This is a genomic window from Baaleninema simplex PCC 7105, assembly GCF_000332355.1.
Lineage (GTDB): Bacteria > Cyanobacteriota > Cyanobacteriia > Cyanobacteriales > Geitlerinemataceae > Baaleninema > Baaleninema simplex.
The window spans coordinates 1580971-1606751 of the sequence record NZ_KB235958.1 but is presented as its reverse complement, the minus strand read 5'-3'; the positions used below and the strand labels follow the sequence as shown (position 1 = coordinate 1606751).

Genomic DNA, 25781 nt, shown 5'->3' with positions numbered 1-25781 from the left:
GGCGTCTCAAGATTTCCGGCGCTCAGTGGGAACGTCAGAACGTTCCACAAGTCCTCAAGCAACGCTGTGCTTATCTCAATGGAGACTTTTACGCCTAACACTTGCAAAACTGGGATGCACCCGTGTTCACGACCCATTCGGCAGTCACTTTTTCGGAGTCTTCATTCGTGATGAAATAATCAATTTCTGTCGCGTCCGCATAAGAACTTGCATTCATGACGATAGCAAAGGTTCTTTCTCCTTGTAGACGTGACAGCTCTGCCGTACCCGTCGCCACCCACAGGGTTTTGGGCTTGTTTAAATTTAGAGAAACTGGCGTAAAGTCCTCTTCTGGTAAGCTTTTGGCATATTCATCAAGGCGAATCTTTTGCCAATTTTCTCCCGATTGATTCAGCCAGATTTTCCGATTTTTGGCGACGGCTCCTAGATACTTCAGTCGGCGAGATTCGAGTCCCTTTAAAAAATTTGTGTTGTTACCATAGCCGGGCATCCATGAGGACGATTCCCGGTCGATACCCTCTCTTTAAACTCCGGTCAATTAATTCTAAGGCGATTTCGGGTTTCTTTTTGAAAGAGGGATCTTTCTTGCCTGAGGGTAAGGAACTGGCTGGCTGATAGATTTCTACATCCAGAGGCAAATTTTTTTTGCCATCATAGAGATGGGTCGTTACCGCCACGATTCCGTTGTCGAGCTTGCCGATTTCTCCGATGTACTGTCTTCCCACACCTGCGGTGAAGTTGCCGCTTTTTCGATGTCCTGTATCATCGAGCAGCAAGGCAAATCCCCGACCCACTCGGGTTTGATGGCAGGAGTCCACCACCTTTAAACGACGTTCGTTAATACGCTTCTCCTCCCAAGGGGATTCCGTTATAAAATGATGTAAGCGGTTGTAAACCACTCCCACCGAGTCGTTTGCCATCTGAGTTATGTTTTTTCGCTGGCTTTCCCCGAGTAATCCTCCCAAATAGTGTCTAAACCCCTTTTTTTGTGCTTGGGTTTTGAAGTCGGGGTCGAAACGCTTGCACCACTTCTCAAAGCAGGGTGGCATAGCGGCTGGGGTGGTCTCTCTCATGGGGACACTCTCCACCTTAAATCCTTGTCAGTCAAGGGTTTTGCTTTTATTTTACCTTTTTTACCGTTTAAGTCCCGTTAAGAAAACTTTATTTAAAAAAGCTTTAAAATGTCAGCCTAAATTGAAAAGACGTTAAAATTTACAATTTTTGAGTAATTCGCACAGTAAGATCGAAGTAGCGTGTCACTTTATTTGTGCCAAGGCTCGATCGATATGGGCAAACAGAAAAAGAAAGACAAATTCAAAGAATCCATCGAAGGATTAAATTTGAGGCGTAAAAACGGAATAAATTCTAAAGAAAGCATCGATAATCTTTCCAAAAAGGTTTACAACAAAGAACTCAAAAAACTTCACATCGAACTGGTCAAACTTCAAGAGTGGATCAAACAGCAAGGCTTAAAAGTTGCCATTATTTTTGAAGGGCGAGACGCCGCCGGTAAAGGGGGAACCATCAAGCGCATTACCGAATGTCTCAATCCTCGAATTTGTCGAGTTGTGGCGTTAGGAACCCCCACCGAACGAGAGAAAACCCAGTGGTATTTTCAACGGTATGTCCCCCACTTACCCGCCGCTGGAGAAATGGTCTTGTTCGATCGCAGTTGGTACAACCGGGCGGGCGTCGAACGGGTGATGGACTTTTGTAGCGAAGCTGAATATCGCGAATTTTTGCGATCGTGTCCCGAATTTGAATGTATGTTGATTCGATCGGGCATTATTTTATTGAAATATTGGTTTTCCGTCAGCGACGAAGAACAAGAACGCCGATTTAAAGCCAGAATTGACGATCCCACCAAACGCTGGAAACTGAGTCCGATGGATCTCAAAGCCCGAGAAAAATGGGTAGAATACTCGATCGCCAAAGATGAAATGTTCGCCCACACCGACATCAAGCGATCGCCCTGGTACGTGGTGAACGCCGACGACAAAAAACGCGCCCGTCTCAACTGCATTCGTCACATTTTAACCATGATTCCTTACGAAGACCTCACGCCCGATTCCATCGAACTTCCCACGCGTCAAATCGATAACGGCTATCTCCGCCCCCCCATCAGCAAACAAACTTTCGTTCCTGAAATTTATTGATGAGGAGATGATGGGAATTCCCCACTCTTCTAACCTTAGTGTGTAAGGTAAATGCTTGTAGCCTGGGGTGCATCTCACGGGTGCATCTCACTTTTGCAAAAATATAAGTCTGGAGTATGTTGGACTTCGGCAACGCTGCCGTCTGTAGGTGAAGCGATAGCGAAACCCAACAACAGCTCAATTCACTATAGAGACTCCGATCTGATAAATTGACATTTTTGAGATGCACCCTGTAGCCTGTCTCTGGGAAGGGATGCAAACGATTTGAGCTTCCTACCCTGTAAGGGTTTCAGCGATTTATTGCAGAGTAAGTTCGGAAGAGCCAGAATTCCCCACTTTTCCCTCGACCTAGACGTAGAACTTGGTGGGTGTCAACCATCTTGCAAATAGACTAAATGCGTAAGTTCTGTACGGGAAAGGTCGCAGAAACCCCCCCAAACGTTTCGGTTGCACTCACTAGGCAGGAACGCGGGGATTTTCTAACCTATAGATAGGTCACAGAACGAATCTCAAATTAAACCATGAATCCTCTGTCTCAATCTGTTCCCGAACAAGGTCAGAATCAACTGTGGAAATATCTACAGTCGATGCCACCCGAAGCCGTCGAACGCCTCTCGCACCCCAACCCCGAGGTCGCTCAGGTGATGGAACAGAATCTAATTGGGATGTTGGGAGGACTGCCCTCGGAACAGTTCAACGTCTCAATTACGACCTCTCGCGAACATCTCGGAAAACTGCTCGCGTCGGCCATGATGAACGGCTATTTCCTCAACAATGCTTACCAACGAATGAATTTTGAAAGGTCGTTGCAAGCGGTGGAAAGCAACGATGGCGATCGCTAGATCTGAGATCCGAGCGATCGTCCCGACTCGATATTTTATTTCTGTTTAGGGAGCCTTGTGGACAACGACGGGGCTCTTTTTTTGTCATATTTTCTGAAACCCTTAAGCGATCGCCTACCGATCGAACAGCTCGTCTAACGACTTTAACGCTGTCCCTGGATAGTAAAACTCTAAAATTTCCTTGCTGGATTTTCCTTCATCAGCTAAATGATAGGCTCCCGTTTGACTCAAACCGACGCCATGTCCAAAACCGCCACCAATAAAATTGTAGCCCCAGAGGGTTTTACTGTCGCCCTTCTCTTCGTAAATTGGCTCTAAATAGAACAAGGTACTGATCGGCGGATAAAACGCATTGCGAATTTCGTCGTTGGGAATTTCAACAACACCGCGATCGGTGGTAATCGTCATTTTTAAAATACGTCCCGATCGCGATCGCTCGACCACCTCCACTTTTTGAATTGCCGAAAAATTAATCTCGCGGTTGTTGCGGCGATAGTACCGTTTCAAAAACTCCGTCATCTCCTCGAGACTCGTGGCCTCTTTCCAGCGAAATGTATTCCACTCCGACTCGTTAAATCCATCGTCCAACGCCATAAACGCTTTTAAGTTGGCGTCGTCGTTTAACGGCTTCGCTGCTAGATCCCACACTCTGTTTACCGAATCGACAACTGCGGTTAAATACGGACGCGATTCGCCATGCCAGACATCTTCAAACGGCGCAGTGACTCCCCCCGTTGTCGAAGAATATAACGCATCGATGGGTTCGTTGTTGTAGGTCAAAATTTGTCCGGCGGTAGCGGCGATCGCGCGATCGGCTTTGTCTACCGTATTGTCTAATCCCCAGTACACTTGACAATGGGTATCGGCACAAATTTGGTAATTGTCGATCGCAAAGCGATGTAAGTTTCGGACAGCGTAGGTTCGTGCGATAATCGCTTGAGCTTCGACAGCGGCGTAGGGTGCGTTGGGGCCGATTTCGTGAGGAACGACACCCCGTAAATAGGTTTCGATAGAAACGTCGTTGACGAGGGTATAACTTCCGTAAGCGTTGGGTTGTAATCGCAGGGTTCCGGCGTAAGTATGGGAAGTGTCGCCGTCGATGACGCGAACGGTACCAGAACTCTGAATTTCCATTTCGTCGCGGTTGTAGCGAAAGCCACCCGCTACCCAACCAGCTTGAAGTTGGCGATCGAGAACTTGGTTTTGTAAATAGGCGATGTCGTACCCCTGTTTTTCGAGGTTTTCGATTAACAGTCGCCGCAACAACGGCGTTCGATAAACCTCTCGTTTTGCCCAAACTTCCCAAATATCGCTCGGTTGTGCGATTTCTACTTCAATTCCGCGATCGCGCCATTCTTTGGCGTTCTGTTCGGCGTTTTCGTAACTGCGATGGGTACTCAACACCACCCGTTCGTCTAATACTGACCTGTCTAGAGGTTGGGGGACGACTTCGAGTTTGAGTTTGGGGAGTTGCTGAGTTTGCGGGGTTCCGTCGCCACCGAGATATCTGATGGTTAAAGCGTCGCTGTTGGCGGGTTCGAGGGTCAAAGTGTCGCCAGGTTCGTCGCCGAATCGTTGCACGACACCGACTTTTATCTCGAAAGCTTTAGCGAGTCTCGGAAACAGTGCGGAAATTAACAGGGAAAGGACGGCGATCGCGAATGCGGAACGGAGTTCTTTCGCAGAAATTTGACGTACGTTTCGATGGCGGGATGGGTAGATCGATGTCGTGGTGTTGGCTGTCATCAGAATTTCTTCAATCGTCCGTTCGGTGTGGCTGGGTTTCCACCTCAGCGGTGGGTTCGCTAGAGGCGATTTCCCGTGCGCGTTTTCGGTGTTCGAGTGTGATACACCCGACCCCCAAACAGCGGGTTGCCCAAAAATGCTCGATGATTTGTAAGATAACAAATCAATACCGTAACGTTGCCGTCGTGCCAATCGAACTCGTCGATCGCGTCGATACTGTTTTTCTGAGTGTGATTGTCAGCCTGTCGATCGCGGCGATCGCCTTGGAAATCCGCTCGATCTGGATGTACTGGAATCGAGGGTGTTACGCCACGGCGAAGGCGGTGCGCTTGCTACGATCGCACCTGCAATCGAACTCGGAACGCGACGCCATTCCTCTCGATCGACTCGACGATCGCGTGGTGCGTTGGCTTCTCGAACATCTCGATGGAGACCTCGACGATGGCGATCGCTTGTATTTTCGTCCTCGCCGTCAAGGACATCGCTTCGTGTTACTCTCCATGCCGACGATTCTCTCACGCGGCGTTCCTCGCAGTCCCGTCGCTTTTGCGCCGACGCTTCTCACGGCGTTGGGGGTGTTGGGAACTTTTACCGGAATTTATTTGGGGTTGCAGCGAGTCAGTTTGGAGGCGATCGCGGAAACGGAAACCCTACTGGCGACGAGTACTCAACTGTTAGCGGGGATGAAAGTGGCGTTTTTTACGTCGCTGTGTGGATTGGGAAGTGCGAGTGGGTTCGTAGTGTTGCTGGCGATCGGCGATCGCGTTCGCCTAGCCTGTCGAAATCGGGTGCGATCGCGCCTCGATGCGGTGGCGTTTTTGGACTCTCCCACGCGGATATTGTCTCGTCTAGCGTCGGGAAATTTGGGAAATCGCGCGATCGACGATCGCGTTGTCGAGGAGTTACAGCAAATTCGCCAACTTCAAGAACGTCAGTTAGATGCGTTGCGGGAAACTCAGGCGTTACAACGCGTTCCGCTTGAGATCGTCGAACGGTTAGAAACTCAGTTGAAACGGGAACTCATCGAACCCATCGCGCAGCAACTCCATCGCAGCAGCGAGTTAACGGAACGAACCCAGGTGACGGTGTCTCAGTTTGGGGAAACCCTGGGAACGTCGGTTTCGCAGTTAGCGGAATCGATCGATGCAGTCGGAGAGGTTCAGCGGGAGGCGATCGCGGGGTTACAGGAATTTTCCCACCGACTCGATCGCGCGTTGGAGAACTTACAAACTCAAACTCAGACAGCGTTACGGGAAAGTCTGGATATGCAGCGATCGCTCCTCGACGACGTACAGCAGCGAACGCGCGACTTACTCGATCGCAGTCAAACGGCGTTTTCGAGTCAAGCCGATGTTTTGAACGCGGTGGGTGACGAAACGGTTAAAACGATGGAAGCGGCGCGATATCAGTTAACGGCGAGTTTGGAAAACATCGACGAGACGATTCAGGGAACTCGCCAAACGGTAGAAGAGGAGTTGCAACGATTTCGCCTCGATTACCAATACGCACTCGACGGGTTCTTTTCCCAGCAAAACGAGTTGTTGAAAGATACTCTCGTCAAACAGCGTCGAAATTTAGAGGAAATCGGCGATCGCTTTACTCGAACCCTTGCCGATGAAGTCCGACAGTTGGAAAATGGAGATCGATAAATGTCCGATCGCTTCGACGAGACGTTTGACGACGAGACGTTTGAAGAATTGAGTCCGCAGGAAGACTCGGGGATTTGGCTGTCGATCGGCGATTTGATGTCGGGGTTGTTGCTGTTTTTCGCGTTGTTGTTCGTAACGGTAACGATCCAGTTGAAACAGTATCAAGACGCGCTCGATCGCCTTCCTGTGGTTGTCCTCAACGCGATCGAACGGGATTTAAGTGGTGAAGACATTCGCGTCGATCCCGATACGGGGGATGTGAGTATTGGCGATCGCATTTTATTCGACGAAAACAGTGCGGAGTTAAAGCCGGAAGGAAAGCGATTTTTACGAGAGTTTATCCCCGTTTACAGCGATGTCATTTTCTCGAATTCCGAGTTTGAAGCGCAAGTCGTTCGCGTGATCGTCGAAGGCCACACCAGTTCGGACGGTGACGATCTCGACAATTTAAAATTGAGTTTAAATCGTTCGTTAGCTGTGGTAAATTATTTATTTTCGGATGAGTTAAATTTTAAAAATAAAGATAAATTTTTGCAAAAGGTTTTAACCTCGGGACGAGGAGAATTAGATGCAAGTTTAGACACCGACAATCCGGGCGATCGAAAAGTCGTATTTCGCTTTCAACTCAAACGTCCGAATTTTCAAGACTTTTTGTCGAGTCAATAATATGGTTTTAGCGATAGCAACCCTAAATCAATTGGGTGCATCTCAATGAATGTAGAAACATGAGTTTTGGGTAGGTTGGACTTCGGCTTCGCTCAGTCCACGGGTGGAACGGAGTGGAACCCAACAGCCGCAGGGAAAGCGGAAGCGGTGCGTAGCACTATCGAGTAGGTCAGCTTGTATCCGATGAATTTACATTTTTGAAATGCACCCTTCCTCAGCCTCCAATTTCCTGTCCCCTGTTCCCTGTTCCCTGTTCCCTTCCCTCACTTTAACTTTAATAGTTTTTCAGCAAGCCCTAAATAATATCGACGATCTTGGATATTTTACCTTCTTTAAAATAAAACTCAGATTTTCCTTTGAAGTTTAATTTTTGCCCAGCTTGTAAGCCATTTGGCAGATCGACCGCCAAAACGCCACTATAATCGATCGCGACTACCATGCGATCGGCTTCTATATCAATTTTTTCTATCGTTTGCTCTCTAAATGCAAACAGCTCTTTTGCGCGATCGGCCAGAGTTTTAAACTCAACCAGATTTTCTGCACGATCTGTTACTTCATCATTTACAATGTTCTCGAACTTTACATCAGAATGTAGAGTTGACAACATTCCTTCTATATCGAAAGAATTATAGCAGTTAATATAGTCTCGAATGAGTTGATGTTTTGTGTTAGAGTCCATTTTAGCGATCCTTGATTTATTTTAAGTGTAAATTCAACAGATCGAAAGCAATTTCTAAAAGTAATTTTTTCGTTTGCCTCATAACTGCCAATTTAAAATCGCACGAATATCTTCGACCAAACTCAACGCCGCAAAGGGCTTCGTAATCACACCCGTTACCCCTAACGCTAAATAGGCTTCGCGTTCGCTGGCTTTGGCTTTCGCCGTCAAAAAAATCGTCGGAATGTCGCGAGTCTCGGGATTGCGTTGCAGATGTCGAAACGTCTCTGCCCCGTCCATATCCGGCATCATCACGTCCAGTAAAATCGCGTCGGGGTGGTGTGAAGAGGCGATCGCGATCGCCTCTCGTCCCGAGGCCGCCGTCAACACCTCCCATCCCGCCGCCGCTTCTAGAGAAATTTGCACGATTTCGCGTACGCCGTCGTCGTCATCGACCACGAGAACGCATTTGGGGGTAGAAAGCGGGGAAGCGATCGCCATAAATGGTTCCTCTAATCGGGCGTCGATAACGTATCGGTCATCGGTAACGTAAAGTAAAAACAACTGCCGACGTCGAGGGTGCTTTCGACCCAAATCCGCCCGCCGTGTTGTTCGACAATACTACGACAAATCGTCAGCCCCAATCCCGTCCCCCCTTTGCGGCGGGAATCAGACGGATCGACTTGATGGAACCGCTCGAAAATGCGATCGAGCTTGTCGGCGGGAATTCCCCGGCCTTCATCTCGCACCGCAAAGCGCACCGTTGGCGGTTCCTCACCGTCGAGTACTTCAGCCGAGACCCAAATGGTTTTCCCCACCTCAGAAAACTCGATGGCGTTACCCAGTAAATTCGTCATCACCTGTAACACGCGATCGGGATCGGCAAACACGAACACATCGCAAGGGGACGAAACCAGCGTAATTTTAGCCCGGTTTGCCATCACCTGCATTTGTTCGATCGCCCGAACCACGAGAGTCGTAACGTTAGCAGACTGCCGAGACAGATGAATTTTACCCGATTCCAACCGCTCCAAGGCCAGAATATCATTGACCAACCGTACCAAGCGCTCGGCGCTTTCGGCCGCAATCTGCACCACCCGCATTCCCCGTTCGGAAGTCGGATCGACCAAATGGCTGGCCAACAGGTTCAACGCCCCATGAATCGAGGTTAGTGGGGTTCGTAACTCGTGACTGACCACGGAGACGAACTCGTCTTTCATACGTTCGATGGCATGGCGTTCGGTAATATCTTCGCCGATACTGAGAGTACCGACGACCTCTCCGAGAGAATTTTTTAAGACGGCATTGTTCCAAGCAACGATGCGTTTTTCCCCGCTGTCAGTCAAAATGGGGCCTTGGCGTCGCGGTTGAAAGTCTTCCTTGAGAATCGATTCAAAATAACGGCGTACCGAGGAGTGATAGGACGGCGGTAACAACGTCTCGAACCAATCTCGCCCGAGCAAACTGTCGCGATCGAACCCCGTCAAACTCGCAAAAAACGGATTGACGTAACTAATACAGCCGTTTAAATCCAATCCCACTACCAACAACGGCACGTTTTCTAACACGCTACGCCAACGGCGTTCGGACTCTCGAAATTGAGCTTCGGTGTGTTTGGCTTGGGTGATATCTCGAGCGACAGACGAGAGGAACTGAACCTCGCCGCTGGCGGTTTTGTGGGCGATGAGGAGTTGCGAGAGGGGAATTTCTCGACCCTGACAGTCGATCGCTGCCGTTTCACCCACCCAACTGCCCCGTTCCACGGCGGCGGGTATCGCTTGGGTTTCGATGAGTTGCCAAGCCCGTTCGGGATGTCCACATCGCATATGCCACTGGTCGAGGCTGGCGTTGGGGGAAAAGCCCCAGACCTTCCGTGCTGCTTGGTTGAGGTAAAAGGGGCGACCGTCGAGGGTACTAGAGGTGACGATATCGGGACTGGCTTCTAAAATGGCGATGAGGCGATCGCGATCGGCTTCAGCTTTCTTGCGCTCGGTGATATCCTGCATCACCACCATTCCCGCCAGTACGTCTCCGGTTTCGTTACGAACCGGAAGGGCTTGATAGGCGTAAGTGTTCTCGCCGTGTTGGATTTCAGCGGCCACGGTTTGCCCGCAGAGGGCAGCGTGGTAGAGGGGTTTCGCGTCCCGGTACATGGCCGGTGGCAGCACGTCGGAGACGATCTGACCTTCGAGTTGCTCTCGGGACAAGTCTCGGGCTGCCAGTCCCACGCCGTCGGCGATACGATAGCGCCAGTCGAGATCGAAGAGGAAAACTGCTCCTTTGGGAAAGTTTTCGACCAGCGTTCGATATTGCTTTTCGCTTTCCCGCAGTTTGGCTTCGGCGATTTGTCGTTCGGAGAGTTCCTGCTGAAGCTGTTGGTTGGTTCGGGCTAGTTCGGCGGTGCGATCGCGCACTCGGTTTTCCAGTTCCCGTTTGGCACTGACGAGAAAGGCTTCGGCCCGTTTGCGATCGGTAATGTCTTTGGCAATTCCAGTGCGGCGGTGAAGTTCTCCGCGTTCGTCGAGAACCGGATAGCCGCGATCCCAGACCCAGCGTACCGAACCGTTGGGGCGAACGATGCGATATTCGAGGTCGAAGGAAATGTTGAGAGTCTGGAGAACGGGCAAAACGCGATCGCGATCGTCGGGGTAAATCGCCTCGAGGTAGCCTTTGGGATTGTCGTACAAACTCTGACAGCTTCGTCCCCAAATTTTCTCATAAGCGGGACTGACATACAGAATTTCGCTTTCGGTGTCGTCGCTCATCCAAAAGACATCGTCGATACTTTCTGCCAGTTGTCGGAACCGCCGTTCGCTTTCTTCGTGGGCTTGGTGCGTTCTCAAGGCTGCGATCCCGTACACGAGATCGGCCGCCAGTTCTCCGAGAAACTGAATTTCTGCCTCGTCGAACGTGTGGGAACGGTGGTGGTAAAGATTTAAGACGCCGATGGTCGTGCCGTCGTGAACCATCGGAACGGCGATGGAGGACGCATAGCCTCGTTTTCGGGCTTCTTCGCGCCAGGGTCGGTAACGGGGATCGTTGAGGATATCTTGAAAAACGCTGATGCGGCCGGTGCGGGCGGCGATGCCCGTGGGGCCGCGACCCCGTTCGCAATCGTCCCAAGTGATGTGTAGGGTTTCGAGATAGCCGTTATCGAAACCGGCTTGGGCGACGGGACGAATGGTTTTAGCGGCGTCGCGTTCGACGTATCCCACCCAGGCGAGGCGATAACCCCCAGCGGTGACGAGGATATGACAGACGTTTTCAAACAGATCGGTTTCAGAGGTGGCGCGAACCAGGGCTTGATTGCAGTCGCTGAGGGTTCGCAGGGTGCGGTTGACTCGATAGAGTTGAGCTTCGGTGGCTTTGCGATCGCTGATGTCGGTGTGCGATCCCACCATACGCACGGCTTCCCCCTCCTCGTTCCACAGGGCTTGACCGCGATCGAGTATCCATTTGTACGTGCCGTCTTTGCACAGGACGCGGTGTTCGGTGATGTAAAACGGCGTTTTTTTGTCGAAGTGATCGCGAATGGCTTGCGTTACCCAGTTGAGATCGTCGGGATGGACGCGCTTAGACCACTCGTCGAGGGAGTTTTCGATTTCCATTTCCGTAAATCCCAGCATTTCTTTCCAGCGGGGGGAAAAGAAAACTTCGTTGGTTTTGACGTTCCAGTCCCAGATACCGTCGTTGTTCCCGCGAACGGCCAGTTGCCAGCGTTCTTCGCTGGCGTGAAGGGCGGCTTCGGCTTGTTTGCGGTGGCCGATGTCTTGGACGACGGCGATAAAGTAGTCGGGGTGGTCGTCGCGATCGCACACTAGCGATATCGTCACGTTTCCCCACACGGGCGTTCCGTCTCGGCGCAGATAGCGTTTTTCTTGAGTGAAGGTGTCGAGTTCTCCCCTCAGCAGTTTTTGGATTCCGGCGTTGCCGATTTCGAGGTCTTCGGCATGAGTAAAGTCGGCATAGGGGCGATCGAGCAGGTCTTCAGGGTTATAGTCGAGAAATTCGCAAAATTTGCGGTTGACTCGCAGAAATCGCCCGTTGGTTCGCACGTGAGCGATGCCGACTGCTGCTTGCTCGAAGGTCGCCCGGAAGCGATCTTCGCTGTCTTGAAGTTCGGCTTCGACGCGATCGCGCCAGCAGATGTGGGTGGTGTCCTGACAGCACGGCGGTAAGGAGGCCAGAATGTCTCGAGCCATCCAAATGACGCGATCGCCCTCTAAAGGCGATATTTTGGCCACGTACCACAGGCGCTGTTCTTCGTCTTCGAGGTCGTATTCAAAGATTTGGGTCGTCTGGGTTTCGATCGCGCGACGTATGGGAAGAAGAAAGCGATCGCGCGTCTCTTCCTCGTGAAACTGACTTAAGGTCAACCCAGCCACGTCGAAATCGCTCCGAAGTCCCCCTGTAGGGAGCAGTGAAATCTCTTCAGCTTCGGAATCGAGCATTAAAATAATCTCCGGCAAAATGCCGAAAATTCCTTGAAGAAGGGACGCCTGGGTCGGAAGGGTCGTTAGAACGTTGGTCATGAGGTGAGGAGATGGGGAGATAGGGAGAAATATTTGACTGTCTCCACTGTTGACCGATCGCGTTTCCCTCTTCACTGATGAAGCCGCATCCGGTCGATCGGTGTTTGTCCTCAACTATTGTTGCAGCGGCGTCAGATACCGTTGCACTCCCACAATTGACCTCTGTTCCGTTCGTTGCGATTAGCTGAGCGATCGCACCGCCACCAACAAGCCTCGCGCTTTGTTTAGGGTTTCTTCGTATTCTGTTTCGGGATCGGAATCGGCCACCAACCCCGCTCCCGCTTGCACGGATACGATGCGATTTCCCGACTCGTCCGAACGAACGATCGCGGTACGAATGGCGATCGCCGTGTTCAGTTGTCCCTCGAAATCGTAATAGCCGTATACCCCGGAATAGGGACCGCGACGACAGGATTCGAGTTCGCGAACGATCTCCATGGCGCGAATTTTCGGCGCACCGCTAACGGTTCCGGCGGGAAAACAGGCTTTCAGCAATTCCCACGCCGACTTCGACGAGTCTAACTCCCCGATTACGTTGCTGACGATGTGCATGACGTGGGAGTACCGTTCTACGGCCATCAACTCGTCTACCGTCACCGTTCCGTTGCGACAGACGCGGCCGAGGTCGTTTCGTCCCAAATCCACTAACATCACGTGTTCGGCGATTTCTTTGGGGTCTTTGAGTAAGTCTTCAGCGTAGTCGCGATCGGCTTTTGGCGTTTTCCCCCGAGGGCGAGTTCCGGCGATGGGGCGCACCGTGGCGATGCGAGTTCCGTTGTCGCGGCGTTCGGCTTTCACCATCACTTCGGGACTCGAGCCGATCGCCTGCCAAGTGTTGAAGTTAAAATACGCCATGTACGGCGAGGGGTTTATCAGGCGAATCGAGCGATATAGGGAAAAGGGATCGCCGGAATACTGCGCCGAAAGCCGTTGAGAAATCACCACTTGGAAGATATCTCCGGCTTTGATGTAGTCTTTGGCTTTAAGAACGCTCTGACAGAACTGTTCTTTAGTGGTGTTGCTGGTGATTTCGAGGGGTTTGTCCTCGTGAGCTTGCGGCGGCGTCCACTCCAACATGGTTTCGTCGTCAGAGAGGGGTTTTTGCAGCTTTTCGACGAGTTGCGAGACGCGATCGCTGGCTTTCTGGTAGGCGTCTTCTAGGGAAACGTTAGGATCGCGCAAGTCTGCATAGGCGATCGCCCAAATTTTCCCTTTCACGCGATCGAACACCAGTAGCGTATCGACTTGCATCCACACGCCGTCGGGTAAATCGTCATCTTCTGGGGGATATACTGGAACTCTCGGTTCGATCCAGTGGATTAACTCGTATCCCCACATTCCGAACAAGCCGCCGATTCCCGAGGGAAGTTCTGGAAGTTTTACCGGATCGTAAGGTTCGAGACAGGTTTCTAAAATCTCGAAAGGATCGCCTTCAAAGCGATCGAGCCGTCCGTCGCGAAAGGTTTGTGTCGTTTGTTCTCCTCGCGATTCCAGAACCCACAAGGGATCGCACCCGAGAAAACTGTAACGACCGATACGTTCTCCCCCTTCGACCGATTCCAATAAGAAACTATAGGGTTGACCCGCACAGACTTTGTACCACGCGGAAACGGGCGTATCTAAATCCGCCACCCATTCTTGATAGACGGGAACGAAGTTTCCAGTTTGCGCCAGATGGCAAAATTCAGAAAAATCGGGGAAAATCACGATCGCTCACGGATAAGGAGTAATGGAGAGGTTTGGACAGAGATTATACCAACTTTCGGTCGAAGTTGATGGTGAGGGTGAATGTTCGGAGTTCTGTTCTTTTGCAAACGGCGATCGTACCGTTCGAGATCTATCGAGTTGGCGATCGCCACCTTCTTAAAAATTTATCGAGTCTTGCCCCAAAGTCACACCATTGAGGGAAAGATCGCACAGAATAGAATTGAAGCAAGCCTCGACGAGATTGAAGCGAGTTTCACGAAATTTATCCATCAGTTTAGAGAGTGACTCCTCACTTTAAACTTCTTTCTTCTGCTGACCTAAAATTCGCTCGATCTTGCGATCCGGCTGAAGTTTTTTTAATTTATTCGACGGTTTCTTCAGAAAGTTTCTAAAATTTTTCTCGAGCATTTTGCCGCCTTTCTTCGGCTTTTTTTGAGCGGTGTCTGGCAAATACAAACCTTCTTCTGTGGCATTACGTCGAAGTCCTCGAGAAATCGTTTATTTGTCTCGGTCGAGGCGAGGAGCGATCTCTTCTCGCGAACAGTTTTCTTGAGTGATACGAAATCCGAATCTCAAATACTGATTTTGCCCAACCCGACAAGTCCCTCTCTGTGTCTCTAGGCGTGAAGACTTCTTGAAACCTAGCGTATTGGAAATCGATGGAGTATGAAAACCCTTTTTGGATGTTGGCCGTTATCGCCATCTTAGCCAATACGGCTAAACTGTAACCGAGACAGCGAGATCCCCGGAATCTTCGAGATTCAGAGGATCTCGAATTCCGTATTATTCCCAAGGGAAATCGTCGGATTTGGAGTCTACCTCAGAGTTGATGTTCCGGGCGCGATCGAACTCGTAAGGCTGAACCACCGTCGCCGTTACCGAAACCGCTTCAGACTCGTTTTCTGCTTCCGGTTCGGATTCGGGTTCGGGTTCCGATTCGGATTCAGCTTTAGATTCCGGTTCGGGTTCGGGTTCCGGCTTGGAATTGGGAACAGATTCCGCCTTCGCTTCCGGTTCCGGTTCCGGTTCCGGTTCTAATTCAGCCTTCGATTCCGGTTGCGACTCCGACAGTTGAGAAATCGACGAACTGGGGTTTTTCTTACTGAATACCAAACTTCCGTCTTCCTCGGGACAATCGACGTAAATCGTATCTCCTGCGCCGAATTCCAACTCTAACAACTTCGTGGCGATCGGGTTTTCTAACTCCCGTTGAATCGCCCGTTTCAGCGGACGCGCCCCGTACACGGGATCGTACCCTACATCGGCGATGTAATCCTTCGCCGACTCCGACAGCACGATTTGAATTTTCTGTTCGGCTAACAGCGACTCGATCCGCAAAATCTGAATTCCCACAATTTCCCGTAACTGAGACTTACCCAGGGGATGGAAGATAATCAAATCGTCTACGCGGTTGAGAAATTCAGGACGGAACTGCGATCGCAACGCCTCGTAAACCCGCGATCGCATCTCCTCGTAATCCGCCTCTTGTCCGGCGACATCGAGAATGTACTGAGAACCGATATTACTCGTCATCACGATAACGGTGTTGCAGAAATTCACCGTCCGTCCTTGAGAATCAGTAATGCGCCCGTCGTCAAGAACTTGTAATAAAATGTTAAAAACATCCGGGTGTGCCTTTTCCACCTCATCGAACAACAACACCGAATAGGGCATCCGACGCACCGCTTCCGTGAGTTGTCCGCCTTGGTCGTAGCCCACGTACCCCGGAGGCGCACCCACCAGACGGGAAACCGAATGTTTCTCCATATACTCCGACATATCGATGCGAACCAACGCATCGCGATCGTCGAAGAGAGACGCCGCCAACGCCCGCGCCAACTCCGTTTTACCCACGCCCGTCGGTCCCATAAACAGGAACGATCCGATCGGACGCAGGGGGTCTTTCATCCCCGCCCTGGCGCGACGAATCGCCGCCGCCACCGCTTCGACCGCCTCCGACTGTCCCACGACGCGGCGGTGTAGCTGTTCTTCGAGTTTCAGCAGTTTCTGACGTTCCGTTTCTAAGAGACTGTTCACGGGAATTCCCGTCCATTTGGCGACGATTTCAGCGATGTCCGCTTCTGTCACCTGTTCCCGCAGCAACGCCGATCCGTCCGACTGCAACTTCAACAGTCCGGCTTCTTTCTCTTCCAAGCCTCGCTGTAACTGTTCCAACCGACCGTATTTCAACTGCGCCGCCGTATTCAAATCGTAATTACGTTCGGCTTGTTCGATTTTCAGCCGCAGTTGTTCTTCCTCTTCCTTGAGGGCGTTGATTTCGTCGAGAAGTTGCTTTTCATGTTGCCATTGAGAACTGAGGCCCTCTTGTTTTCCCTTCAGTTCCACCATTTCTTCTTCGATGCGATCGAGCCTATCTTGCGCTGACGAATAGGCTCCCCTCGCGCCACGCTGTTCCTCTCCTTCCAGGGAGAGTTTTTCCATTTCCAACTGCATCAAGCGGCGATCGACATCTTCCAATTCCGTCGGTTTCGACGTAATCTCCATCTTCAACTTCGCCGCCGCCTCGTCAATGAGATCGATCGCCTTATCCGGTAAAAAGCGATCGGTCACATAGCGATTCGACAGCGTCGCCGCCGCCACCAACGCCGAATCCGTCATCGTAACGCCGTGGTGAACCTCGTAGCGTTCCTTCAACCCCCGCAAAATCGAGATCGTCGCTTCCACGTTCGGCTGTCCCACGTAAACCTGTTGAAAGCGCCGTTCCAGGGCTTTATCCTTCTCAATGTGTTTGCGATACTCCTCTAAGGTCGTCGCGCCGATGCAGCGTAGTTCTCCCCGTCCCAACATCGGTTTGAGGAGGTTTCCCGCATCCATCGTCCCTTGAGAACCGCCGCCACCCGCACCGATGACCGTGTGCAACTCGTCGATAAACAACACGATTTGACCGTCGGAGTGGGTGACTTCCCGAATCACCGATCGCAACCGTTCCTCGAACTCGCCGCGAAACTTCGCCCCGGCGATCAAACTTCCCATATCCAGGGAAATCAACTGACGGTTTTTCAACGATTCGGGAACGTCGCCGTTGACGATACGTTGCGCTAACGCCTCGGCGATCGCCGTTTTACCCACCCCCGGTTCCCCAATCAACACCGGATTGTTTTTGCGGCGTCGGGAGAGAACCTGAATCACCTGGCGGATTTCCTCATCTCGTCCGATGACGGGATCGAGTTTTCCGGCTCTCGCTTGTTCCGTGAGGTCGCGCCCGTACTTTTCTAAGACGTTATACTGATTTTCTGGCGTCGCGTCTTTCACCTTGGCGCTTCCGCGCATCGACTTAATCGACTTAATCGCGGCGGCGATTTTCGACTGATCCGATTCGAGAGCTTGTAGCGTTTTACTTCCGATGCGATCGTCCTCCGCGAAACCCAGTAACAGGTGTTCGATCGAAATATGAGAATCGTCGAAATTCTGCCGCGCCAGTTCCGCCTTGTCCAGCATGGTATCGAGATGTCGTCCCAGATAAAGCTGATCGACGATTCCCATACGCGGGTGTCGTTTGGCGAAAGCGTCCAGCTTTTGCGCCAACTGTGCCGGATCGACCCCTGCCTTTTGTAAAATTTGATGGGAGAATTCCGCCGACTCCAACAGCGCGAGAACGACGTGTTCGACTTCTAAATTTGGATTTCGATAACGTTTCGCCACGTCCTGAGACGAAACGATCGCGTCCCATGCTTTATCGGTAAACTTCGACGGATCGGTTGGTTGCATTTCTGGCAGTATTTCGGAACTATGCAGTCTTAAGCTGTCGCTAAGGAAACAGGAAAACCTCTCGGTGCAGTCGCAGTCAGCCAATATCGATCGCTGTCGGTCGCGTGAGTTCTACCCATGCCAACGTTAACGGACTTCTAGGCCGTCCACGACTGACACCTTCGCCTTCCCTCTTTTAGTTTAAAAGACGGTCAAAGCTGGGGATCTCGATCGAAAGCAACTAATAGTACATTAAAATGAAAGTCTTCCCACAAGACAAACGAACCGAAGAACTGGTTAAGTTCGATGGCCCGTTTGTCAAGTTCTGTTTGAGAATCTTAACACGATCGACTTCGTTGGGAAGTCCGATGTCGTTCCATAGTCCCCTGGTAGCAAACCGTGACAGAAGAGAAGCGTTACAAGGATACCGTCAATCTCCCCCAGACTGACTTTAATATGCGGGCGAACGCCGTCGTGCGCGAACCCGAACTGCAACAGTTTTGGGAAGAGCAACAAATCTACCAAACCCTGTCGCAGAACAACCCCGGAGATCCCTTCATCCTGCACGACGGTCCCCCTTACGCTAACGGCGCCCTTCACATCGGTCACGCCCTCAACAAAACCCTCAAAGATATTATTAACCGCTACCAGCTCCTTCGGGGTCGTAAAGTTCGCTACATCCCCGGTTGGGACTGTCACGGCTTGCCCATCGAACTGAAAGTCTTACAAAAACTCAAATCCTCAGAGCGCCAGGAACTGACGCCGTTGGCGTTACGTGCCAAAGCCAAAGCCTTCGCTCTCAAAACCCTCGACGAACAGCGCGACAGCTTCAAACGCTATGGCGTCTGGGGCGATTGGGATCGTCCCTATTTAACCTTAAACCCCGAATACGAAGCCGCTCAGATTGCCGTGTTCGGAGAAATGGCGCTCAAAGGCTACATCTATCGGGGGTACAAACCCGTTCACTGGAGTCCCAGTTCCAAAACTGCGTTGGCTGAAGCCGAACTGGAATATCCCGAAGGGCATATTTCCCCCAGTTTGTACGCCGCCTTTCAACTGAGTGAACTCAGCGACAGCCTCAAAGAGCGTCTGAGCGACTATATGCCCGATTTGTGGGTAGCCATCTGGACGACGACGCCGTGGACGATTCCGGGGAACTTGGCGGTTAGCGTCAACGCCGAGTTGAATTACGCGGTGGTCGAAACAGCCTTGGAATTTGAGGAAGCGGCCGGAAAATTCCTCATCGTAGCCGCCGATGCGATCGCGCGACTCGAGGCCACCTTCGGCAGCAAGTTGACCGTCCTCGAAACCGTCAAAGGCCAAGACCTCGAAGGCTGCACCTACAAACATCCCCTGTTCGATCGCACCAGTCCCGTGGTCGTCGGCGGCGATTACGTCACCACCGAATCGGGAACCGGACTCGTCCACACCGCCCCCGGTCACGGGTTAGAAGACTATCAAGTCGGCTTGCGCTATAACTTGCCGATTCTCTCCCCCGTGGACGAAAACGGCCGGTTTACCGAAGAAGCCGGGCCGTTCGCCGGACTCAACGTCCTTAAAGACGCTAACGAGAAAATCGCCGAAGCCCTCAAAGAAAACCATTCCCTGCTCAAACAAGAGCCTTACGAACACAAATATCCCTACGACTGGCGCACCAAAAAACCTACCATTTTCCGGGCAACGCAACAGTGGTTTGCCTCCGTCGAAGGCTTCCGCGACGCGGCCTTAGACGCCATCCGGGGGGTTACTTGGATTCCCGATCGCGGCGAAACCCGGATTACCTCGATGGTCAGCGAGCGATCGGACTGGTGTATCTCTCGTCAGCGGAGTTGGGGCGTTCCCATTCCCGTCTTCTACGACGCCGAAACCGACGAACCCCTCATGACTGAGGAAACCGTGAACCACGTTCGGGATATCATCGCCGAGAAGGGTTCCGATGCTTGGTGGGAACTGCCCGTAGAAGAACTGCTTCCCGAGTCTTACCGCAACAACGACCGTACCTATGTCAAAGGCACCGACACGATGGATGTCTGGTTCGATTCCGGTTCCTCCTGGGCGGCGGTGGCGAAAAAGAAAGGGCTAGGCTATCCCGTGGATATGTATCTCGAAGGCTCCGACCAACACCGAGGCTGGTTCCAATCGAGTTTGTTAACCAGTGTTGCCACCGAGGGACAAGCCCCCTATAAAACCGTTTTGACTCACGGCTTCGTTCTCGACGAACAGGGACGGAAACAGAGTAAGTCCCTCGGAAACGTCGTCGATCCCGCCGTGGTGATTAACGGCGGCAACAACCACAAACAAGAGCCACCTTACGGGGCGGACGTACTGCGGTTGTGGGTGTCGTCGGTGGACTACGCTAACGACGTTCCCCTCGGGAAAAACATCCTCAAACAAATGGCGGACGTTTACCGGAAAATCCGCAACACGGCGCGATTTTTGCTGGGGAACCTGCACGACTTCAACCCGGAAACCGACGCGGTGGAGTACGACGAGTTACCGGAGTTGGATAAATATATCCTTCACCGCACTTGCGAGGTGATGGACGAGGTAACGGAGGCGTTCGACAGCTATCAGTTTTTCCGGTTCTTCCAAACCGTGCAGAACTTCTGCGTGGTGGACTTGTCGAACTTCTATCTCGATATCGCTAAAGACCGACTGTATATCAGTGATGCGAAGGCGTTCCGCCGTCGTAGCTGTCAGACGGTGTTGGCGGTGTTGGTGGAGACTTTGGCGAAGGCGATCGCTCCGGTTCTCTGTCACATGGCTGAAGATATCTGGCAGAACCTTCCTTACGAGACGCCGTATAAGTCGGTGTTTGCAGCCGGTTGGCCGAAGCTGGAAGAACGCTGGCGTCGATCGGAACTCTCCCAACGCTGGCAAACCCTGCGCTTCTACCGTACCGAAGTGAATAAAGTGATGGAGAAGGCCCGAACTGACAAACAAATTGGGTCTTCCCTGGAAGCAAAAGTGCTGTTGTACGTTCCCGACGAAGCCGATCGCGCCAAACTCAGCGAGATGAACCCCGACCTGGCGGTTCCGCCGCGTACCGTAGAACCGGAACCCGAAGCCCCCGTCGGCGAAGCGACGGAGGCTGAAGTGGAAGACTCGGCAGAAACCCCGGAAGGAGATGACTCCTCGACAACGGCTGGAAAACTGGCGCTTCCTGATTGGGAAAATCTCGAGGTGCGCGATGTGGTTGACTTTATCGTAGACGCGCCGGGATACGCCGTTGAGTTCTGGAAGAGTTACTATCGCGTGTTCCGCAATTTGGCAATTCTGGCCGGATTGGGGGCTGCCCTGTACGTTTCCTCGAGCTTCCTGGCGGCGGTGAACCGTCTGATCCTGTTACCGGAACTGTTTACGGGAATCGGTTTTACCTATTCGATGTGGTTCGGCTATCGGAATTTGCTGTTTTCTAGCGATCGCCAGCGGTTATCGGGGCAAGTTGCAGATTTGAAAGCCAAAATCGTCGGCACGGACGCCACTGTGGCCGTCTCCGCCGCCGACGTTCCCGACGTACCGGAGTTACCGCCCACTTCCGCACCAGCCTTACCCACCGTTGGCGATATTAACCCCGGAAACGGAGTAGACGAGCTGCGCTATTTATTCATCAGCTCTCAAGTGGAGTTGTTGGACTCTCCCGAGGCGATCGAAGGCTTGGAGTACGCCAGCCGTCAGGAAAGCCTGGGCATCGGCATCGTCAACGCCGAGGGTCAGAAGTGCGAGCGGTGCTGGAACTACTCGAGTCACGTCGGCGAAGCCCCCGAACATCCGACGCTCTGCGAACGTTGCGTGGAAGCCTTAGACGGTCATTTCTAAGGTGATGAGGTGATGGGGTAATGAGGTGAGGTGAAATTCTCCCCGGCTCCCCCTCTCCCCCTCTTCCCCTCTCCCCCTCTTCCCCTCTCCCCCTCTTCCCCTCTTCCGGTTGGGGGCGGTGCGTGACGCGGGAATTTACATTATCCTGACTTCGGCGTCCTTTGAAAGCCCGCGTCACGGCACCCTACGCTCTTCTTGTCTCCCTGGCTCCCCCTCTTCCCCTCTCCCCTGCTCCCCTGCTCCCCCTCTCGATTTATGATGGCGATCGACAAAAACTGTTTGAGGAGCGAACGAGTTTCATGCAATGCGATCGTTGGTCGTCTGTGATTTTGTCGCTGTTGGTGTTGGCAGCACCGGCTACAGCGGCGTCGATTTCCTCCGAACCCCGCCAACTGGCTCAAATCGAACTCGATCCCCTGTGCCGTCAGGTGTATCGGGATGTCGAAAACGGCTTGTCGATTCACGTTGAACCGAGTCCGTTTTCTCGGGCGATCGCCAACGTCGCCCCCAACGAACGGCTGCGACTGGCGGACAATTACCGTGCCATTCAAGGGCCGGAAGGACAAAACTGGATTCCGGTGACGTTCCCCGCCGATGGTTACGTGAATAATGGGTTTCCCAACGGCCGGAGTAACTTAGTTCTCTGTCAGCCGTTCGTATGGGGCGATGTCGAACAGCCACAACCGCCGCGTCCCCAACCCCGTCCTCCGGTATCGGGAACCACCTGCCGCCGCGTCTTAGTCGAAGAAGGTCTCGTGGTACGCAGCGCCCCGAGTACGGCTTCGGCAATTGTCGGCGGCGTGGGGGCTAACGAGGAAATTTTCGTACCGCTGCCTCTGACCTCCATTGTGGGTGATGAAGGACGCAGTTGGGTCGAAATCGTCTCGCCGCTGCGGGGGTACGTCTCGAGCGGCTATCCCAACGACGGCAGCAACCTCGGTGCTTGTTTTTAAACCGATTCTTCGAGAAGCGCTCGACGCGCCTGTTTGAGTCGTTCTACGGCGTCTTGGTAGCCTTCCCGAGACGCCCAAACGAGCGCTGTCCAGGTGTTGCCGTCTTTGGCTCGAATATCGGCACCGTGACCGAGCAGTACGTCCAGAACCTCGAGACGACCGTGACCGGCTGCCACCATTAACGCCGTGACGCCGGAATTCATGCAAGCGTTGATGTCTGCGCCTGCGGCTAACAACAAGCTGACGATGCCGCGATGTCCGGCTGCGGCCGCTGCCATCAAGGGTGTCCAACCGTCGTTATCGGCTCCGTTGGGATCGGCTCCGGCATCGAGCAGACGACGGGCGATGGAGGCGTGGCCGGATTCGGCTGCGGCAATGAGGGCGGTGGTGCCGTCGTCGTTGGCTGCGTTGGGATCGGTACCGTTGGCTAATAGAATTTCGAGTTCTTGCCAGTCTCCCGACCTGGCAGTTGCGATCGCGTTTTGCATCGTTTTTTACCTTTCTTTTTCTATTTTAACGAGTTTGGGGAGCGAGAGTTCTCAAAAAGAAGATCCGTATTTTCCGATCCGTGCTAGAATACCGCCGTTTATAGTCGTTGAGTCACGCAAGTTATTGCAGCGGGACGACTGCCCAACCCTGTTGTTTGTCGTGTGAGGTTGAGAAAAAACCATGTCGATCGTATTGGTAACGGGATCTGCGGGATTGATCGGCTCTGAATCTGTTCGCTTTTTTTGCGATAAAGACTTTACAGTGGTCGGCATCGACAACAATATGAGAGAAGCCTTTTTTGGGGAGGGTGCATCGACGCTTTGGAATCGCGATCGCCTCCTCGAAAAATATGGAGATAAATATATTCATCATCACAGCGACATTCGCGATCGAGAAGCAATTTCAGAAATTTTTAAAACCTACGGGAGCGAGATCGAACTGATCGTTCACACTGCCGCACAGCCGTCTCACGATTGGGCGGCTCGCGACCCGTTTACTGATTTTACAGTTAACGCAAACGGTACGTTAAACCTCCTCGAAAATACGCGTCAGCATTGTCCTGATGCGGTTTTTGTTTTTTGCTCGACCAATAAGGTGTACGGGGACAATCCGAACTTGCTCCCCCTTGTCGAACTCGAAACCCGGTGGGAAATTGAAGAAAGTCATCCGTTTTACGATGGCATCGACGAAACTATGAGTATCGATCGCTGCAAACACTCTCTGTTTGGTGCATCGAAAGTCGCTGCTGATGTTTTAGTTCAAGAATACGGACGGTATTTCGACATGAAAACCGCTTGTTTTCGCGGCGGTTGTTTGACGGGGCCGAGTCATTCGGGCGCAGAACTTCATGGGTTTTTGTCGTACTTAATGAAATGTACGGTAACAGGGAAACCCTACAATATTTACGGATATAAAGGAAAACAGGTTCGTGACAACATTCACAGCTACGATTTAGTGAATGCTTTTTACCACTTTTATCAAAATCCTCGAATAGCAGAAATTTACAACATTGGTGGTGGGCGATCGAGTAACTGTTCGATGCTCGAAGCGATTCATCAGTGTGAAGAAATCGCCGATAAAAAATTGAATTGGGAATACCGAGAAACCAATCGCATCGGCGACCATATTTGGTGGATTGGCGATCTGAAATCGTTTAAGTCTCACTATCCCGAATGGGATTTGACGTATAACGTTCGCGATATTCTCGAAGAGATTTACACGCAAAATGTCGATCGCTGGTAAACATCGCTACAGATTGAATTTTATCGAGAACCCTACGATCGCAATGGGAGGATAACAAAAAATAATATTTACTTCTGAACGATCGAGCGTTTGAGTTCTCAATTTTTTGAAGTTTTCGCCAAGCCTAAACCGTCCGATAGAACGCGATCGCAACTTCGGCACCAATGTCGATCTGACCGATAAAACGACATAGGGGAAACCATGAAAGTACCAAGCCCGTTTCCAACGCTTCAGAAGCTATTTCAAAAGCTCGCTCAAAAACGAGTCGTTCGCTTTCTCGGGGGTGGGGGAGTCGCCGCCGCGTTCAACTTAATATTAATGTTCTCGTTCGTGGAACTGGGAGGCTGGGATACTGTAATTTTACGCAACACCGCCAACGCAATTTCCATCGAACTCTCTCTACTGCTGAGTTTCTTTATTTACCGAACTTGGGTGTGGACTGGAGGAAACTGGCGTCTTCGGGACGTATTACTGCGTCAACTCCCCTTATATCACCTCTCGGCAGGTTGTTCCGTACTTTTACGGATTTTCGCCATTTTCCCCTTTCTCGATTGGTTGGGGGTGAGTTACGGTGTTAACACCCTCATCGGGATTCTGGTGAGTGCGACAACGAACTATCTCCTCAGCGATCGCCTGGTATTTCGCTCGAACCGTCCCGAACTCCGTCCTGAAAGTCTAGAACCCGCGTTCGCTAACGCCAGCGATTCCCCACGCCGCGATGAAGACAAAGCGCAGGAAACCGTTCGTCCCGTATCCTTATTTTCTCTGGTAATTCCGGCGCACAACGAAGAAGGCTCGATCGCCGAAACGGTCAACGCGATCGCGCGAGTTCTCGACGATCGCGACGTGCGTTACGAATTCCTCGTGGTGAACGACAACAGCCGCGATCGCACCGAAGAAATCCTGCAATCCCTGAGTCGCGACAACCCTCGCGTGCGCTACGTTAACAACTATTACCCCAACGGCTTCGGTTTCGCCGTGCGCTGCGGCTTAGAACAGTTTCGAGGAGATGCTGTCGCCGTCGTGATGGCGGACGGTTCCGACTCCCCCGAGGACATCCTCAACTACTACGACCTGCTACAAGAAGGCTACGACTGCGTGTTCGGTTCTCGCTTCGTGCGCGGCGGACGGGTTATCGACTATCCAACCCACAAACTCCTCATCAACCGCTTGGCCAACCTCTTCGTTCAAGTGCTGTTCGGCTTGCGCTACAACGACACGACCAACGCCTTTAAAGCCTATCGTCGCGAAGTCATTGAGGGAATTCAACCGATTCTGTCGCACCACTTCAACCTCACCGTCGAACTTCCCCTCAAGGCGATCGTGCGCGGCTACACCTATGTCGCCACTCCGATTAGTTGGCGCAACCGCAAAGCTGGCGTCTCTAAGCTGAAAATCAAAGAAATGGGAAGTCGCTACCTCTTCATCGTCCTCTACATTTTGCTCGAACGGTGGCTGTCTCGGGGCGATTACGTCCGTAAAACTCCCCGACCCCAACCCCACCACTTTCGCGTTGGCGTCGTGTCGAACGATAGCATCTCCAGTTGAAGCTTCGGGAGGATCGCGACAGAACACGACAATCGGGTTTGGAAAAGCTCGACTTGAGAATTTCAA

16 protein-coding genes and 1 pseudogene are annotated in these 25781 nt (G+C 52.0%); 8 read left to right on the top strand and 9 right to left on the bottom strand.

Features of this window, described 5'->3' with window-relative positions; translation table 11 throughout:
• Positions 1-121: 121 nt before the first annotated feature.
• Positions 122-1073 (bottom strand): annotated as a pseudogene (locus GEI7105_RS29775) (IS701 family transposase); the annotation flags it as partial.
• A gap of 180 nt (positions 1074-1253) precedes the next feature.
• Here GEI7105_RS29775 and ppk2 point away from each other — a divergent pair.
• Both ppk2 and GEI7105_RS0109085 read left to right on the top strand, forming a co-directional pair.
• The gene (gene ppk2 / locus GEI7105_RS0109090) at positions 1254-2156 is read left to right on the top strand and encodes a polyphosphate kinase 2 (protein WP_245555394.1); all 903 of its coding nucleotides are present in this window, start codon (positions 1254-1256) and stop codon (positions 2154-2156) included.
• 521 nt (positions 2157-2677) lie between these two features.
• Positions 2678-2998, top strand: coding sequence for a DUF760 domain-containing protein (locus tag GEI7105_RS0109085; protein ID WP_017660164.1), 321 nt, complete (start codon positions 2678-2680; stop codon positions 2996-2998).
• Positions 2999-3112: 114 nt separating this feature from the next.
• Here the strand turns inward: GEI7105_RS0109085 and GEI7105_RS0109080 are convergent, their stop codons facing one another.
• A complete protein-coding gene (locus tag GEI7105_RS0109080) occupies positions 3113-4744 on the bottom strand; it encodes a SpoIID/LytB domain-containing protein (RefSeq protein ID WP_017660163.1) in 1632 nt (543 codons plus the stop codon).
• A gap of 185 nt (positions 4745-4929) precedes the next feature.
• Between GEI7105_RS0109080 and GEI7105_RS0109075 the strand changes: the two genes are divergently transcribed.
• Together GEI7105_RS0109075 and GEI7105_RS0109070 are read left to right on the top strand one after the other, a co-directional pair.
• Positions 4930-6393: a hypothetical protein gene (locus GEI7105_RS0109075; protein ID WP_144053732.1), complete on the top strand. Its 1464-nt coding sequence runs from the start codon at positions 4930-4932 to the stop codon at positions 6391-6393.
• Positions 6394-7059: an OmpA family protein gene (locus tag GEI7105_RS0109070; RefSeq protein ID WP_017660161.1), complete on the top strand. Its 666-nt coding sequence runs from the start codon at positions 6394-6396 to the stop codon at positions 7057-7059.
• Between the two features lie 295 nt (positions 7060-7354).
• Here the strand turns inward: GEI7105_RS0109070 and GEI7105_RS0109065 are convergent, their stop codons facing one another.
• The 6 genes from GEI7105_RS0109065 to clpB form a co-directional block, all read right to left on the bottom strand.
• Positions 7355-7738: a nuclear transport factor 2 family protein gene (locus tag GEI7105_RS0109065; RefSeq protein ID WP_017660160.1), complete on the bottom strand. Its 384-nt coding sequence runs from the start codon at positions 7736-7738 to the stop codon at positions 7355-7357.
• Between the two features lie 78 nt (positions 7739-7816).
• Positions 7817-8218 carry a response regulator gene (locus GEI7105_RS0109060; protein ID WP_035492486.1) on the bottom strand — a complete coding sequence of 134 codons (402 nt, stop codon included), beginning with the start codon at positions 8216-8218 and terminating at the stop codon, positions 7817-7819.
• An 11-nt stretch (positions 8219-8229) separates the two neighbouring features.
• Positions 8230-12249 (bottom strand): PAS domain S-box protein, encoded by a 4020-nt coding sequence (locus tag GEI7105_RS33280; RefSeq protein ID WP_017660158.1) that lies wholly within the window; start codon positions 12247-12249, stop codon positions 8230-8232.
• Positions 12250-12429: 180 nt separating this feature from the next.
• Positions 12430-13956: an anthranilate synthase component I family protein gene (locus tag GEI7105_RS0109050; RefSeq protein ID WP_017660157.1), complete on the bottom strand. Its 1527-nt coding sequence runs from the start codon at positions 13954-13956 to the stop codon at positions 12430-12432.
• A 294-nt stretch (positions 13957-14250) separates the two neighbouring features.
• The gene (locus GEI7105_RS39440) at positions 14251-14406 is read right to left on the bottom strand and encodes a hypothetical protein (RefSeq protein ID WP_218959065.1); all 156 of its coding nucleotides are present in this window, start codon (positions 14404-14406) and stop codon (positions 14251-14253) included.
• Between the two features lie 333 nt (positions 14407-14739).
• On the bottom strand, positions 14740-17685 hold the full coding sequence (gene clpB, locus GEI7105_RS0109035) for an ATP-dependent chaperone ClpB (RefSeq protein ID WP_017660154.1): 2946 nt from the start codon (positions 17683-17685) through the stop codon (positions 14740-14742).
• 378 nt (positions 17686-18063) lie between these two features.
• Between clpB and ileS the strand changes: the two genes are divergently transcribed.
• Together ileS and GEI7105_RS0109020 are read left to right on the top strand one after the other, a co-directional pair.
• The gene (gene ileS / locus GEI7105_RS0109030; RefSeq protein ID WP_026097531.1) at positions 18064-21483 is read left to right on the top strand and encodes an isoleucine--tRNA ligase; all 3420 of its coding nucleotides are present in this window, start codon (positions 18064-18066) and stop codon (positions 21481-21483) included.
• Positions 21484-21782: 299 nt separating this feature from the next.
• Positions 21783-22436, top strand: a complete 654-nt coding sequence (locus GEI7105_RS0109020; protein WP_017660151.1) for an SH3 domain-containing protein — start codon at positions 21783-21785, stop codon at positions 22434-22436.
• On the opposite strand, the gene GEI7105_RS0109015 is transcribed toward GEI7105_RS0109020, so the two are convergent.
• On the bottom strand, positions 22433-22924 hold the full coding sequence (locus GEI7105_RS0109015; protein ID WP_017660150.1) for an ankyrin repeat domain-containing protein: 492 nt from the start codon (positions 22922-22924) through the stop codon (positions 22433-22435). The genes GEI7105_RS0109020 and GEI7105_RS0109015 overlap by 4 nt on opposite strands.
• A 181-nt stretch (positions 22925-23105) precedes the next feature.
• Here GEI7105_RS0109015 and GEI7105_RS0109010 point away from each other — a divergent pair, with 181 nt between their 5' ends.
• Together GEI7105_RS0109010 and GEI7105_RS0109005 are read left to right on the top strand one after the other, a co-directional pair.
• On the top strand, positions 23106-24167 hold the full coding sequence (locus GEI7105_RS0109010; RefSeq protein ID WP_026097530.1) for an NAD-dependent epimerase/dehydratase family protein: 1062 nt from the start codon (positions 23106-23108) through the stop codon (positions 24165-24167).
• A gap of 201 nt (positions 24168-24368) precedes the next feature.
• The gene (locus GEI7105_RS0109005) at positions 24369-25715 is read left to right on the top strand and encodes a glycosyltransferase (RefSeq protein WP_017660148.1); all 1347 of its coding nucleotides are present in this window, start codon (positions 24369-24371) and stop codon (positions 25713-25715) included.
• Positions 25716-25781 lie beyond the last annotated feature (66 nt).

Coding starts and splice junctions, on each gene's coding strand:
- GEI7105_RS0109085 (WP_017660164.1), top strand. CDS start 2,678: ATGAATCCTCTGTCTCAATCTGTTCCCGAACAAGGTCAGAATCAACTG.
- GEI7105_RS0109080 (WP_017660163.1), bottom strand. CDS start 4,744: ATGACAGCCAACACCACGACATCGATCTACCCATCCCGCCATCGAAAC.
- GEI7105_RS0109070 (WP_017660161.1), top strand. CDS start 6,394: ATGTCCGATCGCTTCGACGAGACGTTTGACGACGAGACGTTTGAAGAA.
- GEI7105_RS0109065 (WP_017660160.1), bottom strand. CDS start 7,738: ATGGACTCTAACACAAAACATCAACTCATTCGAGACTATATTAACTGC.
- GEI7105_RS0109060 (WP_035492486.1), bottom strand. CDS start 8,218: ATGGCGATCGCTTCCCCGCTTTCTACCCCCAAATGCGTTCTCGTGGTC.
- GEI7105_RS33280 (WP_017660158.1), bottom strand. CDS start 12,249: ATGACCAACGTTCTAACGACCCTTCCGACCCAGGCGTCCCTTCTTCAA.
- clpB (WP_017660154.1), bottom strand. CDS start 17,685: ATGCAACCAACCGATCCGTCGAAGTTTACCGATAAAGCATGGGACGCG.
- GEI7105_RS0109020 (WP_017660151.1), top strand. CDS start 21,783: ATGCAATGCGATCGTTGGTCGTCTGTGATTTTGTCGCTGTTGGTGTTG.
- GEI7105_RS0109015 (WP_017660150.1), bottom strand. CDS start 22,924: ATGCAAAACGCGATCGCAACTGCCAGGTCGGGAGACTGGCAAGAACTC.
- GEI7105_RS0109010 (WP_026097530.1), top strand. CDS start 23,106: ATGTCGATCGTATTGGTAACGGGATCTGCGGGATTGATCGGCTCTGAA.
- GEI7105_RS0109005 (WP_017660148.1), top strand. CDS start 24,369: ATGAAAGTACCAAGCCCGTTTCCAACGCTTCAGAAGCTATTTCAAAAG.